This is a genomic window from Rhodococcus sp. EPR-147 (assembly GCF_001647185.1).
GTDB lineage: Bacteria > Actinomycetota > Actinomycetes > Mycobacteriales > Mycobacteriaceae > Rhodococcoides.
Genome location: NZ_LVCU01000588.1, coordinates 1 through 16853, shown reverse-complemented (window position 1 = coordinate 16853; position 16853 = coordinate 1). Strand labels below are relative to the sequence as shown.

At 65.7% G+C, this 16853-nt stretch carries 13 protein-coding genes and 1 pseudogene; 4 read left to right on the top strand and 10 right to left on the bottom strand.

Going from position 1 to position 16853, the window contains the following annotated elements; translation table 11 throughout:
• Positions 1-290: 290 nt before the first annotated feature.
• Positions 291-521 carry a hypothetical protein gene (locus A2J02_RS26575; RefSeq protein WP_068055915.1) on the bottom strand — a complete coding sequence of 77 codons (231 nt, stop codon included), beginning with the start codon at positions 519-521 and terminating at the stop codon, positions 291-293.
• A gap of 159 nt (positions 522-680) precedes the next feature.
• Between A2J02_RS26575 and A2J02_RS26570 the strand changes: the two genes are divergently transcribed.
• Positions 681-2096 carry an MFS transporter gene (locus A2J02_RS26570; RefSeq protein WP_068055918.1) on the top strand — a complete coding sequence of 472 codons (1416 nt, stop codon included), beginning with the start codon at positions 681-683 and terminating at the stop codon, positions 2094-2096.
• Positions 2093-2497 (top strand): MarR family winged helix-turn-helix transcriptional regulator, encoded by a 405-nt coding sequence (locus A2J02_RS26565; protein WP_068055912.1) that lies wholly within the window; start codon positions 2093-2095, stop codon positions 2495-2497. The genes A2J02_RS26570 and A2J02_RS26565 overlap by 4 nt, the downstream gene beginning before the upstream one ends.
• Positions 2498-2514: 17 nt before the next feature.
• On the opposite strand, the gene A2J02_RS26560 is transcribed toward A2J02_RS26565, so the two are convergent.
• The 6 genes from A2J02_RS26560 to A2J02_RS26535 form a co-directional block, all read right to left on the bottom strand.
• Positions 2515-3261 (bottom strand): FAD-binding oxidoreductase, encoded by a 747-nt coding sequence (locus A2J02_RS26560; protein WP_068055909.1) that lies wholly within the window; start codon positions 3259-3261, stop codon positions 2515-2517.
• A 487-nt stretch (positions 3262-3748) separates the two neighbouring features.
• Positions 3749-4165: a heat shock protein transcriptional repressor HspR gene (locus A2J02_RS26555; RefSeq protein WP_068055906.1), complete on the bottom strand. Its 417-nt coding sequence runs from the start codon at positions 4163-4165 to the stop codon at positions 3749-3751.
• Positions 4165-5337, bottom strand: coding sequence for a molecular chaperone DnaJ (gene dnaJ / locus A2J02_RS26550; RefSeq protein WP_068055903.1), 1173 nt, complete (start codon positions 5335-5337; stop codon positions 4165-4167). The genes A2J02_RS26555 and dnaJ overlap by 1 nt, the downstream gene beginning before the upstream one ends.
• A 29-nt stretch (positions 5338-5366) precedes the next feature.
• Positions 5367-5999 carry a nucleotide exchange factor GrpE gene (gene grpE / locus A2J02_RS26545; RefSeq protein ID WP_068055901.1) on the bottom strand — a complete coding sequence of 211 codons (633 nt, stop codon included), beginning with the start codon at positions 5997-5999 and terminating at the stop codon, positions 5367-5369.
• The gene (gene dnaK, locus A2J02_RS26540) at positions 5996-7840 is read right to left on the bottom strand and encodes a molecular chaperone DnaK (protein WP_032376212.1); all 1845 of its coding nucleotides are present in this window, start codon (positions 7838-7840) and stop codon (positions 5996-5998) included. Before dnaK ends, grpE begins: the two co-directional genes overlap by 4 nt.
• Positions 7841-8138: 298 nt before the next feature.
• The gene (locus A2J02_RS26535; protein WP_068055898.1) at positions 8139-8642 is read right to left on the bottom strand and encodes a Pro-kumamolisin, activation domain family protein; all 504 of its coding nucleotides are present in this window, start codon (positions 8640-8642) and stop codon (positions 8139-8141) included.
• Between the two features lie 297 nt (positions 8643-8939).
• Between A2J02_RS26535 and treS the strand changes: the two genes are divergently transcribed.
• Positions 8940-11120 (top strand): maltose alpha-D-glucosyltransferase, encoded by a 2181-nt coding sequence (treS, locus tag A2J02_RS26530; protein WP_068055895.1) that lies wholly within the window; start codon positions 8940-8942, stop codon positions 11118-11120.
• A gap of 39 nt (positions 11121-11159) precedes the next feature.
• Positions 11160-11720, top strand: a complete 561-nt coding sequence (locus A2J02_RS26525; RefSeq protein WP_068055892.1) for a hypothetical protein — start codon at positions 11160-11162, stop codon at positions 11718-11720.
• On the opposite strand, the gene A2J02_RS26520 is transcribed toward A2J02_RS26525, so the two are convergent.
• The 3 genes and pseudogenes from A2J02_RS26520 to A2J02_RS28520 form a co-directional block, all read right to left on the bottom strand.
• A complete protein-coding gene (locus tag A2J02_RS26520; protein WP_068055889.1) occupies positions 11709-13169 on the bottom strand; it encodes a dynamin family protein in 1461 nt (486 codons plus the stop codon). The genes A2J02_RS26525 and A2J02_RS26520 overlap by 12 nt on opposite strands.
• Entirely contained in the window at positions 13166-14974 is a 1809-nt protein-coding gene (locus tag A2J02_RS26515) for a dynamin family protein (RefSeq protein WP_068055887.1), read from the bottom strand. Before A2J02_RS26515 ends, A2J02_RS26520 begins: the two co-directional genes overlap by 4 nt.
• A 165-nt stretch (positions 14975-15139) precedes the next feature.
• Positions 15140-16853, bottom strand: a pseudogene (locus A2J02_RS28520) (IniB N-terminal domain-containing protein); the annotation flags it as partial.

The following is a 16853-nucleotide window of genomic DNA, read 5'->3' as shown; positions in this document are numbered from 1 at the left end:
ATCGGAAGACGCTGTGGCGAGCGCCTTCTCCGACGTCGACGAACTCGCGGCACTGTGCCGGTTCGGTGACTGCGCGCACGAACACGAACCCGGCTGTGCGGTGCTTGCCGCCGTCGACGCGGGTGAGCTCACCGAACGACGACTGGGCAACTACCGAAAACTGTTGCGCGAGAATGCCTGGGCGATGTCGAGGCAGGACGCCCGTGCTCGCAGCGAGAAGCTGCGGGAATACAAGCAGATCTCGAAGTCGCTGCGCATCAAGTACGCCGTCGACGGCAGAAAGCGGCAGGTCAGCTCTCGTCGAACAGTGAGGGACTGTCGGTCTCCGCCTCGGCCTGCCGGGCCGAACCCTCACTGTTCGACGCCTTCCGCACCACCTCGACCGTGGTGGTACGTACCGACAACCGATGACCGTCGTGATGCTCGAGCAACGCCAGACCCTGACGGATCTCGAGCACCTTCCACGGGCCTGCATGCCCGGACGCCTGAACCAGGTCGCCTGGTGCGATCTCGGAAGCCACTGTTGTTCTCCATTCACCGAGCAAGCGTTTCGGGGTCGAGCAAGTCTGTGACACACACCCTATCGGGCGTGCTCTGCGTGCATCTCACTTGCTCGTCGAACAATTTAGGAGTACTCATGTAATAGTTGTAGATATACAAGCATTATCGCGGAGGTGAACGTGGCCGAGTTGACTCGACGACACCGGTATCTCGTGCTCGGCATCTGCTGCCTGAGTCTGTTTCTCGTCAGCACCGACAACACGATCGTCAACGTCGCACTGCCGTCGATGCGCGCAGATCTGAACGCGTCGGTATCGGGTCTGCAGTGGATCATCGACGCATACACGCTGGTCGTGGCATCACTGCTGATGCTCGGCGGCTCCATGGCCGACAAGTACGGCCGCAAGCGCTTCTTTCTGATCGGCACCGGAACGTTCGTCCTCGGCTCCCTGCTGTGCAGCATCGCACCGTCACTGGGCTGGCTCATCGCCTTCCGCATGCTGCAGGCCGTCGGCGGCTCGATGATGAATCCTGTCGCGATGTCGATCATCACCAACACCTTCACCGATCCGAAAGAACGTGCCGGAGCCATCGGAATGTGGGGTGCCGTCGTCGGAATCTCGATGTCGGCGGGCCCGGCGCTGGGCGGCATCCTCGTCACCGGTGCCGGCTGGCAGTCCATCTTCTGGATCAACGTCCCCGTCGGGATCTTCGCTCTGGCGATGACACTGAAATTCGTCCCGGAATCGAAGGCCGACCACTCACGCAAGTTCGATCCGGCCGGCCAATTCCTCATCTTCGCGTTCCTCGTGTCCCTGGTGTTCACCATCATCGAAGGTCCCGCGAAGGGGTGGGGATCGCCGCTGATCGTGTTCACCGGCGCCGTCGCCGTCGGCTCTCTCGTCGGGCTGCTGGTGGTCGAGTCGCGAGTCGAGGAACCGCTCATCCAACTGAAGTTCTTCCGGAGCGCGCCGTTCAGCGGAGCGACGGTGATCGCGGTGTGCGCGTTCGCGTCACTCGGCGGGTTCCTGTTCCTCAACACCCTCTACCTGCAGGACGTGCGCGGATACTCACCACTGCACGCCGGTCTGTACACGCTGCCGATGGCGTTGATGACGCTGATCTTCGCGCCGATCTCCGGTCGTATCGTCGGCACCCTGGGAGCGCGCATTCCACTGCTCGTCGCGGGAATCGGCTTCGTCGCCTCGGCGCTGATGCTCACCCGCCTGACTCCGACGACGTCGTTCGCGTGGCTTGCGGTGGCGTACGTGATTTTCGGAATATCCTTCGGCATGGTCAACGCCCCGATCACCAACACCGCGGTGTCCGGAATGCCGCGCAGTCAGGCCGGAGTGGCATCCGCCATCGCGTCGACGAGCAGGCAGGTGGGTCAATCGCTCGGCGTGGCCGTCGTCGGATCCATCGTCACGGCGAGCATCGTCGGCGAGATCTCCGACGGCTTCACCGCCGCAGCAGTTCCGGCATGGTTCGTCATCGCGGGCGCGGGCGTGGTCGTCACCGTGCTCGCAGTGGTCACCACCGGCAGGTGGGCCCGCTCGACCGCCGACCGAATCGACCAACCGGTGCTCGTATGACCGACTCGGAGGCAGCCCTCGTCTGGCGCGAGATGCGCGCGTTGATGCTCGAGAAGCACGACACCCGCCGAGCCGTCGCCGACGCCACCGGGATGAGCTTCCTGCGAGCCAAGCTGCTCACCAAGTTGCTCACGGGCGATCGGACGGTGACCGAGTTGGCCGAGATTCTTGCGTCCGATGCGCCGTACATATCCCTCAACGTTCGCGAGCTGGAGAAACGCGACTTGGTGATGCGCACCGAGGATCCCGACGATCGCCGACGCCGCATCATCGGACTCACCGATGCCGGACGCCGGCTCGCCGCGAAGGCCCGAGCGATCGCCGACGCCCCGCCGCCGGAATTCACGACGGTATCCGCCGAAGACCTGGCGCATCTACGACGGATTCTGCAGCTGCCCTGATTGCTGGGCTTCCCGCTTCAGCGGCGGATGGCGTCGAGTGGTGTGCCGATCTCGACGAGCGCGCGCACGGTCGCCGCTTCCATTCCCGGCGAGCCACAGACCAGAATCTGGCGATCCGGGAACGGCCCCTGCGTGGCGACGACGTCGGCCACACTGCCCTCCCAACAATGCTCGGGCTCGAAAAACTTTGCGCTGGAACCGATCTCGGCATGAATGCGGTCGTTCCATCGATCCGACGCCCACGGCTCGTGCAGTTGGTCGACGACAGGTACCACCGTCAACCACCGCAACTCCGCCGCCATCAACCACAGCATGTCGCCGGCATACAGATCACGTGGCGACTTGCCGCCGACGAACAGCGTCACGTTCGGCGGCTGTGGGCGGCGAGTGAGGTCGAGCAGAATCGCGCGCAACGGAGCGAGGCCGGTGCCGCCCGCGATCATCACGACGTCTCGCCCCGAATCGTCGACATGCAGACTGCCCTGCGGATCGCTGATCTGCCACACATGACCGGGCCGCGTCTCGTTGACGATCGAACCGCTCACCCAACCGGCCGGAACGGCTCGAACATGGAATTCCAGCTTCCCGTCTCGCGAAGGCGGCAGCGCCGGTGAGTATCGCCGCGTCAGAGCAGCGTTCTGGGGAACCGTGACCGACACCGACTGGCCTGCCTGAAACGGCACAGCATCGCCTTCGAGTCTGATCACCGCAAGATCGTTCCGAAGGCGATGATACTGAACAACCGTCGAACTCCACGCCTGCATGTGAACCAGGATAGGTGCCGACGCGGAATGCCTCGCACACACGCGCGGGGTTCGATGCCGTCGCCCCGGTCGAGGCCGGTCGAGGTGCGGGAGGTTCGCCGCCGACGCCGGTGGGAGGCCGGTCGACGCCGGGCGCCCCCGGTCGACGCCGCAAAAGCGCGCGCGTTTGCCGAACGCGCGCGAAATAGCGACCGATCACCGGCGAATCCGCGCGCACCTGACGAACGCGCGCGCGTGTGCGAGGACGTGTGCAGCAGAGACCCGCTCAACAACCGCGGATCGACCCGACCTCAGATGCCCAGTCGCCGCCAGGGTCGCCACCGCCGACGCCCCCCGGTCGACGCCGCAAAAGCGCGCGCGTTTGCCGAACGCGCGCGGAATAGCGACCGATCGGCGGCGAATCCGCGCGCACCTGACGAACGCGCGCGCGTTTGCCAACAGTGAAGGGCGAAGGTTGGGGTGAACAGTGAAGGGCGAACCCCCGAATTCAGCGCTGGTGGCGCGGTTTCCAGACCACCAGGGCGTTGCGTTGAATCGGCACCAGGTCGCGGCGATAGCTGGCGTGCACGTTGGCCAGATCCTGAGCCAGCTCGGAGACCCGGGCCTGCAGTGCCTCGACCTGATTGGTCAGTTCGATGATGCGCTTGATGCCGGCGAGGTTGACGCCCTCGTCCTGCGAGAGTCGCTGCACTTCACGAAGCAGCGCGACGTCACGCGGTGAGTAGCGTCGACCGCCGCCGGTGGTGCGATGCGGGGTGACGAGCCCGAGCCGGTCGTAGGTACGCAGCGTCTGCGCGTGCATACCTGCCAACTGTGCTGCGACGGAGATCACGAAGACCTGGGCGTCGGGATCAGCTTGCCCGCCACCAGCTTTCGTGGATCCGCCCTCGGGAGGGACCGACATCACACACCTGCCCACCCGGCCCGCGGGTCGAATCCGCTGGCCTTCTCGGCTTCCAGATAGTTCTTCAGAGCGTCGGTAGCAGCATCGTCGAGTTTCTGCGGGACGGCAACTTTGACGGTCACCATCAGGTCGCCGGTGCCGGACTTCTTCGGGATACCGCGTCCACGCACACGTAGCACTCGGCCGTCGACGGTGCCCGGTGGCACCTTCACTCCGACTCGCCCTTCGAGGGTGGGCACCGACAGCGTGGTGCCGAGCACCAGTTCTCCGTAGCTCACCGGAACGGTCACCGTCAGGTCGTCGCCTGTTCGGCCGAACACCTTGTCGGGCTTGACCCGAACGGTGACGAACAGGTCGCCGGACGGTGCTCCGCGCAAGCCGGCTTCGCCCTGACCGGCGAGCCGGACCTTCTGGCCGTCGCTGATGCCGGCCGGGACGCGCACGGTGATGGTGCGGGTGCGGTTCTGCACTCCGGTGCCGCGGCAGTCGACGCACGGGTCGTCGATGATGGATCCGGTACCGCGGCAGTCGTCGCACGGCTCACTGAAGCCGAACGCGCCTTGGTTTCTGTTGACGACACCCTGGCCGTTGCATTTGGGGCACACCCGCGGGCTGGTTCCGGGCTTCGCACCGCTGCCGTGGCAGGTGGTGCAGGATGACGGGCTGGTCAACCGCAGGGGGACCGTAACGCCCTGTGCCGCTTCACGGAACTGCAGCGAGGTCTCGGTTTCGACGTCACTACCGCGTCGGGGTCGATTGTTCTGCGGACGCTGCTGCGCGCCGCGGTTGAACAGGCCACCGAACAGGTCACCGATTCCGCCGTCGCCGCCGCCCTGGCCGAAGATGTCGCCGACATCGAAGGTCTGTCCACCGCCGCCGAATCCGCCTGCGCCGGGCGAGAATCCACCTCCGCCACGGTTACCGAAACCACCGGAGGCGAACAGCTTTCGTGCTTCGTCGTATTCCTTGCGCTTGGCCGGGTCGGCGAGGACGGCGTGCGCCTCACTGACCGCCTTGAACTTGTTCTCGGCCGAGGCGTTACCGGGGTTGGCGTCGGGATGGTTGTCCCGGGCCAACTTTCGGTACGCCTTCTTGATCTCTTCTGCAGTCGCGCTGGAGGAAACGCCCAGCTCCTTGTAGAAGTCCTTCTCGATCCACTCCCGCTGGCTCACCGGGCGTTTCCTCCTCTCGCGCTATTTCTCTACTGCTCGTCGGACGCGGGTGCATCCGATTCTTGTGTTGCACTGTCCACGACGCCGACCATCGCGGTCCGCAGGACGCGCTCACCGAGCTTGTAGCCCGGACGCATCAGCGTTCCGACGACCGGACTGCTGCCGTCGCCCTCATGGGAGACGGCCTCGTGGATGGCCGGGTCGAAGGCGTCGCCCTCGGCTCCGAAAGTGGTCAGGCCGATGTTCGAGAACACCCCTGCCAACTTGTCTGCCACTGCCTTGAGCGGTCCGGTTTCGAGGTCGCCGTGCTGGCGGGCTCGCTCGAGGTCGTCCAGAACCGGAAGAAGCTGCGAGACGACGGACGCCTTCGCGTTCTCCGCTCCGGTCTGCTTCTCACGATCGGTGCGACGCCGGTAGTTGGCGTACTCCGCCGAGACGCGCTGCAGATCTGCGGTGAGCTCTGCAACCTGCGTGTCACGCGGGTCTTCCACTACGTCGCCGTCGACGGTCCCTTCGTCCACCGAGTCGGGCTGGGGCGCAGCCCCGGTGCCCACCAGGGGCTCCGGAACTGCGTCACCTTCCCGTACTTCACCGGTCTCGGGATCGATCTTTCGCTTGTCCACGAAAGTGACCGGTTCCTGCTCGGTGTTCTCCGACGTCACTTCTTGTCCGTGTCGTCGGCGGGCTCGTCGACAACCTCTGCGTCGACGACACCGTCGTCAGCGGCCTGCGCGCCACCCTCTGCGCCGCCCTGCTCCTTGGCCTGAGCCTCGTAGATGGCGGTGCCGAGAGCCTGCGACTCGGTCGAGAGCTTCTCCACGGCGGTCTTGACTGCCGAGATGTCGCTGCCCGCGAGAGCCGTCTTGGCGTCGGCGATGGCGGTTTCGACGCGTCCCTTGAGCTCGGCGTCGACCTTGTCCTCGTTGTCCTTGACGAACTTCTCCGTCTGGTGGACGAGGGACTCGGCCTGGTTGCGGACCTCGGCCTCTTCGCGACGAGCCTTGTCCTCGTCTGCGTGAGCTTCCGCGTCGGCGACCATGCGGTCGATCTCTTCCTTGGACAGACCGGAGCCGTCCTGGATCTTGATCGTGTTCTCCTTGCCGGTGCCCTTGTCCTTGGCCGTGACGTGCACGATGCCGTTGGCGTCGATGTCGAAGGTGACCTCGATCTGTGGGACGCCGCGAGGAGCCGGGGGCAGCTCGGTCAGCTCGAAGGAGCCGAGGAGCTTGTTGTGCGAGGCGATCTCGCGCTCACCCTGGAAGACCTGGATCTGCACCGAGGGCTGATTGTCGTCAGCGGTGGTGAAGGTCTCGGAACGCTTTGTCGGGATGGTGGTGTTGCGCTCGATGAGCTTGGTCATGACGCCACCCTTGGTCTCGATACCGAGGGACAGCGGCGTGACGTCGAGGAGCAGAACATCCTTGACCTCACCCTTGAGGACACCGGCCTGCAGTGCAGCACCGACGGCCACGACCTCGTCCGGGTTGACGCCCTTGTTGGGCTCGCGTCCACCGGAGAGCTCCTTGACCAGCTCGGAGACGGCGGGCATACGCGTCGAACCACCGACGAGCACGACGTGGTCGATGTCCTTGACGGCGATGCCGGAGTCCTTGACCACTGCCTGGAACGGCGCACGGGTGCGGTCGAGCAGGTCGGAGGTGATCTTCTGGAACTCCGAGCGGCTGAGCTGCTCGTCGAGGAACAGCGGGTTCTTGTCGCCGTCGACCGTGATGTACGGGAGGTTGATCGAGGTGCTCTGCCCGGAGGACAGTTCGATCTTCGCCTTCTCGGCAGCCTCACGCAGACGCTGCAGCGCCATCTTGTCCTTGGTCAGATCGATGCCGTTCTGAGCCTTGAACTTGTCGACGAGCCAGGTCACGATGCGCTCGTCCCAGTCGTCGCCACCGAGGTGGTTGTCGCCGGACGTCGCGCGGACCTCGACGACGCCGTCGCCGATTTCCAGCAGCGAGACGTCGAACGTGCCGCCACCGAGGTCGAACACGAGAATGGTCTGCTCGCTGTCGCCCTTGTCCAGGCCGTATGCGAGAGCTGCCGCGGTGGGCTCGTTGACGATGCGCAGGACGTTGAGGCCGGCGATCTGGCCGGCTTCCTTCGTGGCCTGGCGCTGTGCGTCCTCGAAGTACGCGGGAACGGTGATGACCGCGTCGGTGATTTCCTCGCCCAGGTAGGCCTCGGCGTCGCGCTTGAGCTTCTGCAGCGTGCGCGCGGAGATCTCCTGCGGGGTGTACTTCTTGCCGTCGATCTCCACGGTCCAGTCCGTGCCGACGTGGCGCTTCACGGAGCGAATCGTGCGGTCGACGTTGGTGACCGCCTGGTTCTTCGCGGGCTGGCCGACCAGCACTTCACCGTTCTTGGCGAAAGCGACGATCGACGGGGTGGTGCGTGATCCCTCGGAGTTGGCGACGACAACCGGTTCGCCGCCCTCGAGGACGGACACGACCGAGTTGGTGGTCCCGAGGTCGATACCGACCGCACGAGCCATAATGTTTCCTCCTGTTAGTGCTGGGGTTCAGTCCCTGGGTGAGCGAACTCCGCTCAAGTTTGCACAACGCGTCTTGTCGCGTCAACTTCCAACTTGAGCCTCATCCACTCAAGGCTGCTGACCTGCACAACGGAGGGTGTGGCGACTTTGTTCCCGTGGGAGCGGCTGCGCCGCATGTGCGCGAAAACTCGACCCCTGCTACGAGGTTTCGTGCACGTGGGGCGAAGCCCCTCCACAGCAGTACGCCGCGACGATCACGAGGATCGTCGCGGCGCAGCGGGGAGAAAGTCAGTGCGGGCTACTCGCCTGCATCTTCGGCGGGCGGGGCGGGGATGCAGCTGTGGGTGAGCAGTCCACCGGTGATGTTGTCGAGGAAGTTCGCATCGAGTGCGCTGGCGAAGGCTGCGGCACCGGCGGGGCGGGCCATCCATTCACGATCGACCGACGGCACGGTGTACGTGGCGGCTTCGCCTGCCTCGATGGTCGTCTCGGTGTTCTGACCCTGCACGCCCGGCAGTGCGCCGTAGTTGACGTTGACGTTCGACGCGTCGTCCGCACCGACGTTGTCCACCTTGACCTGAAGTGCGACGACGCCGCCCTCGGGTGCGTCCTCGACCGTGATGTCGCAGACGGCGGCCATGGTCACCACCAGGTCGGGGCTTTCGAGAACCACCGAGCCGAGCGGGCCGACAGGTTCGGGGGCAGGTTCGGCCGATGCGGCCGGTGCGAGGGCAACCGCACCGATGGCGGCGGCCAGAGCGGCCGTCGAGGCCAGGATCGATGTGCGGGCAAGACGTCGCATGAACAACTCCTGTAGCTGAAGGGGATGTGACTCATGAGTCTGATGTGGCAGATGGGTCAGTTGGTACTCAACTCACTATGTCCTATCGGAATCAGACATTCCACACCAGGCGGTCTCGATTCGATGACGTTCACATATCGAAGGAAAACGCCCCTGAAAAATCACATCCATGTAGTTCGGAGTAGGTTTCACCGGTCGGTGAGCCAGGTTTCACCGGTTGCCGATCAGGGGAACCACAACCCTGCGGATCGGCCGCGCCCTACGTAGGGTTGAGGAAAAGCGAGGCTACGGAGGCACATGGATCCCGAAGTGCAGCACGAACCGAGCGAGATCACCTACGACGAGAAGTTCTATCCGGCTCGGCCGAAACCACTTCGACCTTCGGTGCGTCGCGCCAACAGGAGCAGCAACCCCACACCCGACAGCGAACCGGTGGCCTCGAATCCCGAGTACGTGGACTGGCTCACCGAACAGTCGATGCTTCGCGACGCCAAGCTCATTGCCGAGCAGCTCTCGGGCAAAGGCAGCATGTGGCAGAACCCGTATGCCGACCCCGATCCTCGCGCCGCCGTCGAGCGCGCACCGGTGTGGTTCACCGCGTATCCCATCTCGGTGATCAACGCCCCGCAGACGAGCTTCCTGAGCACACTCGGTGACGAGAAGCTGTGGCAGGCCTTTTCCGAAATCGGCGTCACCGCAGTGCATACCGGCCCGGTGAAGGTGGCCGGCGGCATCCACGGTTGGCGTCCGACTCCCTCGGTCGACGGCCACTTCGACCGCATCGGCATGCAGATCGACCCCGCGTTCTGGTCGGAAGAGGAGTTCCGACGCCTCTGCGTGGTGGCGTCGGCGTACGACGGCATCGTGATCGACGACATCGTGCCCGGACACACCGGTAAAGGTGCGGACTTCCGGCTCGCCGAGATGGCCGTGGCCGACTACCCCGGCATCTACCACATGGTCGAGATCGAACCGCAGGACTGGCATCTGTTGCCACGAGTGCGGGCCGGAGCCGATTCGCAGAACATCGACGCCGAGGCCGAGGCCAATCTCGCCCGTGCCGGATACATCATCGGCCAGCTGCAGCGCGTGATCTTCTACGAGCTCGGTGTGAAGGAAACCAACTGGAGCGCAACACCTCCCGTCGTCGGCATCGACGGCATCGAGCGTCGCTGGGTGTACCTGCACTACTTCAAGGCCGGTCAGCCGTCGATCAACTGGCTCGATCCCTCCTTCGCCGGAATGCGACTGGTGATCGGCGACGCGTGCCATTCCATCGCCGATTTGGGTGCAGGCGCATTGCGGTTGGACGCCAACGGTTTTCTCGGTGTGGAGCGTCGAGCCGAAGGCCCGGGCTGGTCCGAGGGCCACCCCTTGTCCGAGGCGGCGAACCACCTGATCGCCAGCGTGGTGCGCAAGATGGGTGGGTTCACCTTCCAGGAGTTGAACCTGACGATCGACGACATCAAGGCCATGGGTGAAAACGGTGCCGACCTGTCGTACGACTTCATCAATCGCCCGGCCTACCAGCATGCGCTCGTCATGGGAAACACCGAGTTCCTCAGGCTCACCATGACTCTGGCGCGCGATCACGGCGTCGACACGGCATCTCTGGTGCACGCGTTGCAGAACCACGACGAGATGACGTTCGAGCTCATCCACTTCGCCACCCTGCACGCCGAGGACGAGTTCACCTACGGCGGCGAGGCGGTCAAGGGCAGCGATCTGGGCGACCGGATCCGCGGTGAGCTGACCGATCGACTCACCGGGCGCTGGGCACCGTACAACCGGACATTCACCACCAACGGAATCGCTTGCACCACAGCAAGTGTGATCACCGCGTCGCTCGGGATCCGCGATTTGGACCGGATGGACGAGCGCGACATCGAGACGGTCAAGCGGGCCCATCTGCTGCTCGCGATGTACAACGCGTTGCAACCGGGCGTGTTCGCCCTGTCCGGCTGGGATCTACTGGGCATCCTGCCGATCGATGCCGAGGAGGTCGACGACCTCATCCGCGAAGGCGACACCCGCTGGATCAACCGCGGCGCACACGATCTGATGGGGTACTTCCCCGAGGCCGTGCGCTCCGAATCCGGCATCCCCCGCGGGCGCAGCCTGTACGGTTCGCTCCCGGAGCAGCTGGCGGATCCACAGTCGTTCGCCCGCCAGTTGGCGCGAATCATCGAGTTGCGCAAGAAGTTCGGTATCGCCACCGCCCAGCAGATCGACATCCCGACGGTCTCGCACAAGGGTCTGCTGGTGATGGTGCACGAACTCGGGCAGGGAACCATCCAGGCGACGGTGCTCAACTTCTCGTCCGAGGAGATCAGCGCGACCATCCAGTCGAAGCACCTGGTGCCCGGCACCACGGCCGTCGATGTATCGGACGACAACGAGATCGCCACGGTGGACGAACTGAACAGTTTCCCGATGACGCTGCGCCCGTACGAGGGTGTGCCGGTGGTGCTGCGCTGAGACCGCAGAGCTCCCCCACCGACGGATAGACTTCTGCCCGTGGCCGAAGAACAGAACGACCCGACATCGCGGAGGCCCATGCCTCCCCGTCCGCAACCACCGCGGCCCGATGTTGCCGTCGAACCGCTGCGGCCACGGCAGGAGCCATCTCGGTCGGCCCGACCCAAGGTCGCGAGCGCGCTGTGGACTCTGACAGCGGCACTGATTCTCGCGTTGGCCGCCGTCATCGCGCTGAATTGGGAGTCCGTGCTCTCCGGCGTCGAAACTGCAGTGTCACAGCAGGATTCGACGGCCAGTGCCGCCGACGTCCGCGACACCGCCTCGGCCACGCTGCTGTCCAGTGGTGCCGCAGCAGCGGTGCTCGTGCTGCTGGGATTCGTTGCACTGAATCTGCTGCGCAACGCGGCGGTGTCGTCGAAGGTCCTGATGGGAGCGGTCGGAATCCTGACCATCGGAGCGGCAGTCACGTTCTCGACCTTCGTGTCCGACGCCTCCGCGTTGCTCGGCGGCATTCTGCAGTGGGGGCCGTTCGTCGTGGCCGGCACGGCTGTCGCTGCGACGATCGTGGCCCTCCTGCCCCGGGGATCCTCACGCCAGTGAGGCCAGTATTCCTTCCGCGCTGCGGGCCGCCGTGGCACACGAGGTCGAGGTGAATCGGTCCAACAGTGGATGCGAGGACAGTGCTCGCCACTTGTGTACCGCCGCAAGCGCGGTGTCTCGCTGTTGGGCGTGACCGGCATCGGGAGGCAGGTCGAGGCGTTCGGTGGCGGCGATGCCGAAGCCGCCGATGATGCGCTGCAGCTCGAGCAGTCCGCCGTCGGGCAGTTTCGGTGTGGTGGAGCGCAATAGGCCGAGCAGACGCAATTCGGCGAAGCCGTGCACATCGGCGAGCATTCGTCCGGCTTCGGTGCGCAGCGCATGCGATTCCGGACGGAACTCCAGAATCCGTTGCAGGGCAACCAGAGCCGAGTGCAACTTCAGTTGGTCGGCGCGTTGACCGAATTGCACGTCGATCACCGACCGAAGTTCGGTCAGCCCGCTGCGCTCGACCAGATCGGCGGCCAGCGTGGGCGAATCGCGTACCCCGAGCCGAATCAACGTCACGGCCATCCGAATACCGAACAGCCCGAAACGGTCGACGATGCTGGCCCGCAGCGCCGCGTCGACCGGTAGCGTGCTTTCTGCACGGACGAATCGATCGGCCGACAGCATTGCCAACTGCAGATCCTCGGTCGGCACCGTGGCCAACATCTCGAATGCCGAGAACTCGTTCTGCCGCAACGTTTCCGCACCGAGCGCCAGCAGACCCGCGACCGGAACCACCGCCTGGCACAGGCCGGTGGCCTCGAGTTCGGACGCGAATCGCGCAGCGACTTCCTTGGCCGACATCATCGCGTCCATCCGCCCCGACCCCACCTCGTCGGCGCGCGAGACGACACCGATCACACCGAGCGGTCCCGAATCACCGCCCACGTGCGCACCGATCTGCCCCAGAAACGACACGTCGGTCGCATTGAGCGTGCGCAGCAGATAGACGACGGCGTCTGCACCCGAGGACGAGTTCTCGGGCGTGAGCATCGCCAACGTACGCGCCGACACGTCTCGCGAGAGCGACGAGGTACCGGGGGTGTCGATGATCGTCGTCTGCGCCAGTGCGCTCGCAGGCCATTCGACGTCCAGTCGGTCGACCTGCGCGGCCGTCAATGACCCGAGATCGAAGGTCAATCGTCCGTCCCGGCGTTGCACCGGCACGTTCGCAGCCCGGTCACCGTCGTACCAGGCCGTGACGGCGGGAGCGACGCCGTTGCGGTACCACGTGACGACCTTCGTGCATTCCGTTGCGTCGGTGGGAGCAATGTCCTGCCCGACAAGCGAATTGAGCAGTGTGGACTTGCCGGCCTTGAGCGATCCCGCGAGTGCCACCCGCAGCGGCTCGTCCAGGCGGTACAGGCATTCGTCGAGCATCCAGGATGCTTCGGCATCACCGGAGTACGTCGATCGTGCCGCCGAGATGAGGTCGCGTGCCCTGGCCAGAGCCGCCACGCTCATACCGCGACGTCCTTGACGAGTCCCACTGCCCGAGCATTCAGTTCGGCCACCACGCGCATGTCGTTCTCCAGCGCAGCGATGCGAGCAGCGCGGTCGGTGTTGTCGGCGGCTGCGGCTTCCTGCGCCGAGCGCAGCGACTCGTTGAGCGACCGCAGCGTCTGCTCGGCGATGGACGTGAAGTGATCACGCAGCACTCGTTGAATCTGCCGCAGCCGGTCCTTGGACTCCTTGCCCACCTGGAAGCTGACGTCGTCGGTGAAACGTCTGATCGCGATCTTGGCCTCGGAACGCCGTTGTTTGACACGGTTCTCCTTGTCCTCCTTGTACGCCTTGGTGCCGAGCAGCACACCCGCGCCGATGGAGATCGGATTGAGCAGACTCAACCCGACGAACGTGGTGATCAGGCCGAACATCAGCACACCGCCGTAGGATCCGCGCATTCCCACCAGCACCTTCTGCGTGATTCCGATACGACCGGATTCCAGATCGGCCAACGACGAGACGGGATCGAGGACGTTGTCCAGATCGCCGACGTCGAGATCGGGTAGCGCTGCCGCCCCGGAGGACGCGAAGTGTTCGGCCACCAGCTCCGAAAGCCACAGTGCCCGTTCGTGAGCCCAGACGAAGTTGTCGCCCACCGACGCAGCGATCTGTTCCTCGAGCCACTCGCCGAGCTGCGGCCAGTCCTTGCCCGGATCCCCCTCGTCGACGGTTTCCTCGGCTTCCCTGGTGACGCGGCGCAACCGGTCGCGCAGGTCGTGATCGATGTCGGAGGCGAGATCGGCGATACCGTCCCCGAGTGTCTGCTGCCACTGGGACGAGCGCTTGTGCAGCTCCTCGGCGGCGGCCTTGGCGCGCTGCAGCCCGGCGACGGCCGCGGCAGCGCGCTCCGGATCCTTCAGTGCCGCAAGCTCACTGCCGAGCGACAGCGTCAGGTGCTCGGTGACCGAACGGACGTCGAGCGAGACCGACGAGCGTGCCAGCACATCGGCCCGGGCCACCACGTCGTCACGCAGGAACGCGTAGAGCTGCTGGAAGCCGGACTCGGCGTTGAGCTCCTCGTCGTTCAAACGCAGTGCGTGCGAACGCAACAGAGACGACACCGGCAGCATCTGCACGTCGATGCCCGCGCGGTCCAGGTGTCCACGATTGGCCTCGACGATCTGCCGCCAGTGCGGATAGAGATCGATCTTGGTGATCAGCACCGCCACGGCCGGGCACAGGCCCTGCACCTGACGCAGAAACGACAGTTCCGGCTCGGTGAATTCCCGGGAGGCGTCGGACACGACGAGCACTGCGTCGGACGACGGAATGAGCCCCAATGTGCCTGCAGCGTGCGGATTTCCGTGGCCACCGACGCCGGGGGTGTCGACCAGCACCAGACCGTCGGCGAGCAGTGGGCTCGCCACCCCGATGTCCAGACGCAACACTTCCCGGCCCTGGGCCAGCGGACTTGCCGGGGTGACCGTCGTGATCTCCTCGGGAGGAACGTCCACTCGGATCGGTTCGTTGCCGGGATCGGCGAGTACGAGCTGCGCGGAAAGGCTCTCGGCGTTGGACACCACCGTCGGGATGGCGGTGGTCTCGTCGTCTCCGACCGAGCACACCGTCAGGTTGAGCAGTGAGTTCACGAACTGGCTCTTGCCCTGCTTGAGCGGTCCGACCACGATGATGCGTCGACGTGGATCCAACACTCTCGAGCGCGCCGCCTGGACTCGATCCACCAGGTCGGATCTTCCCGCCGATGTCGCCACCGCCGCGGTACGGCTCAGTAGCTCGGCCAGCTCCGTAGATTGCCCGTCCATACGCTCGTGTTCACAACCGTTCTCGTCGACTTCCGCAGTACCAGGTCATCCCGCAGGCTCGAAAAACTCCTGCGCGCCCCGAACGAACTCTAGCGACGACTCGGCCCCGAGCGCTGGCGAACACTCGGGGCCGAGTCATGTCGTTGTCTACCCGCAGGCGAACGATCAGGGCTGCATCGGGTCGATGTCGTGATCGACGGTCACATGTCCCAGAGAGTCGGCTGCCGAATCCACCGAACCGTGCAGGCCGGACTCGCTGAACAAGCTCGACTCGGTCTCGCCCTGTCCGAAGACGTCCGAGTCGACGCTCGACCAGCCGGTGCCGGTCGCGGTAGCCGAGGAATCGAACGAGCTGGAGGAATCGAACGATCCCGACGCAGCTGAGGAGAGGCTGCCGCCGGCGTCTGCCAGTCCCTCGACACCCGACTGCAGGCCACCGGTGAGGCTGCCAGCGGCCTGGCCACCGATGTCGGCAGCGGAATCAAACCCGCCGCCCGCGGAAGCCGCAGCGTCCGCACCAGCATCCAAACCCGCACCCACAGTGGACGCGAAGTCGCCTCCGATCGAGGCACCGGTGTCGAGTCCCGCTCCGACGTTCGATGCGATCTCGCCACCCACCGAGGTTCCGGCATCGACGACTCCGCCCGCGGCACCTTCGATGCCACCGGCAACCGAGCCTGCAGCTCCCGCGGCACCTTCGAGGCCACCGGCAACCGAGCCTGCAGCTCCCGCGGCACCTTCGAGGCCCGCACCTGCGGATGCTGCTGCGTCGAGTCCGGTGCTGATGCCACCGGAGACGGCTCCTTCGAGGCCTGCACCGGCCGAAGCCGCAGCATCCACGCCGCCTGCGACGCCGCCCGCAACTCCGCCTGCAATTCCGCCGCCGAGGCTGCCGAGTCCGGCCAGACCACCGGTCAGGCCTGCACCGGCGTCACCCACACCGGCGAGCCCGCCGGCCACATCTGCACCCACATTCCCGACGGCCGCCAGGCCACCGGTCACATCTGCACCCACATTCCCGACGGCCGCCAGGCCACCGGTCAGATCAGCACCCGCGTTTCCGACGGCTGCCAGGCCACCGGTCAGATCAGCACCGACGTTTCCGACGGCTGCCAGGCCACCGGTCAGATCAGCACCGACGTTTCCGAGGCCTGCGAGTCCTCCGGTGAGGCCCGCGCCCACTCCGCCGAGTCCGGCCAGTCCGCCCGACAGGTCTGCGCCCACTCCGCCGACTCCGGCGAGTGCTGCTTCGACGGTTCCCGAGAGGTCTGCTCCGGCTGCGACCGCTGTGTCGATCGCGCCGACGAGTCCTGCGCTGACATCCGCTCCGGCTCCGAGTGCGGCTCCGAGGTCGAGTGCGGCGCTGGTGTCGAGTACCGATTCGAGTGCGGTTCCGAGCTGAGCTCCGGCTGCGCCGCCGACGCCGAATGCCGTGCCGAGGATGCCCTCGAGGCCGCCTGCCACTCCGCCTTCGAGTCCGCCGGCCAGTTCGCCGCCGATGCCTGCTGCTGCTCCGACGGTGCCCTCGAGTGCTGCGTCGAGAGCGGCGGTGAGGCTGCCGACTGCGCTGGTGTCGAGGTCGAGTGCGGTTCCCAGTGCGCCGCCGACCACTGCGCCGACGCTGCCGCCTGCGGCGAGCAGGGCGTCGACGTCGAGGTCAGCGAGGACTCCGGCGTCGAGGACGGCTCCGAGTGCGCTACCGATGGATCCTGCGATGGCACCATCTGCCGCGAAGAGGCCGCCGAGGCTCGCGCCGACTCCACCGGCGATGTCGCCGACCAACGAGCCACCGGCTCCCAGTGCGCCGTCCAGTGCAGCTCCGATGTCGGTGGTCAGATCGGCTCCGATGGTTCCCAGTCCGCCGAGTGCGCCGCCGATT

Bases quoted from the DNA above. Each gene is read 5' to 3' on its own strand.
- dnaK (WP_032376212.1), bottom strand. From the start codon at position 7,840: ATGGCTCGTGCGGTCGGTATCGACCTCGGGACCACCAACTCGGTCGTG.
- A2J02_RS26520 (WP_068055889.1), bottom strand. From the start codon at position 13,169: ATGAGCGTGGCGGCTCTGGCCAGGGCACGCGACCTCATCTCGGCGGCA.
- A2J02_RS26515 (WP_068055887.1), bottom strand. From the start codon at position 14,974: ATGGACGGGCAATCTACGGAGCTGGCCGAGCTACTGAGCCGTACCGCG.
- A2J02_RS26565 (WP_068055912.1), top strand. From the start codon at position 2,093: ATGACCGACTCGGAGGCAGCCCTCGTCTGGCGCGAGATGCGCGCGTTG.
- A2J02_RS26555 (WP_068055906.1), bottom strand. From the start codon at position 4,165: ATGTCGGTCCCTCCCGAGGGCGGATCCACGAAAGCTGGTGGCGGGCAA.
- A2J02_RS26535 (WP_068055898.1), bottom strand. From the start codon at position 8,642: ATGCGACGTCTTGCCCGCACATCGATCCTGGCCTCGACGGCCGCTCTG.
- A2J02_RS26560 (WP_068055909.1), bottom strand. From the start codon at position 3,261: ATGCAGGCGTGGAGTTCGACGGTTGTTCAGTATCATCGCCTTCGGAAC.
- treS (WP_068055895.1), top strand. From the start codon at position 8,940: ATGGATCCCGAAGTGCAGCACGAACCGAGCGAGATCACCTACGACGAG.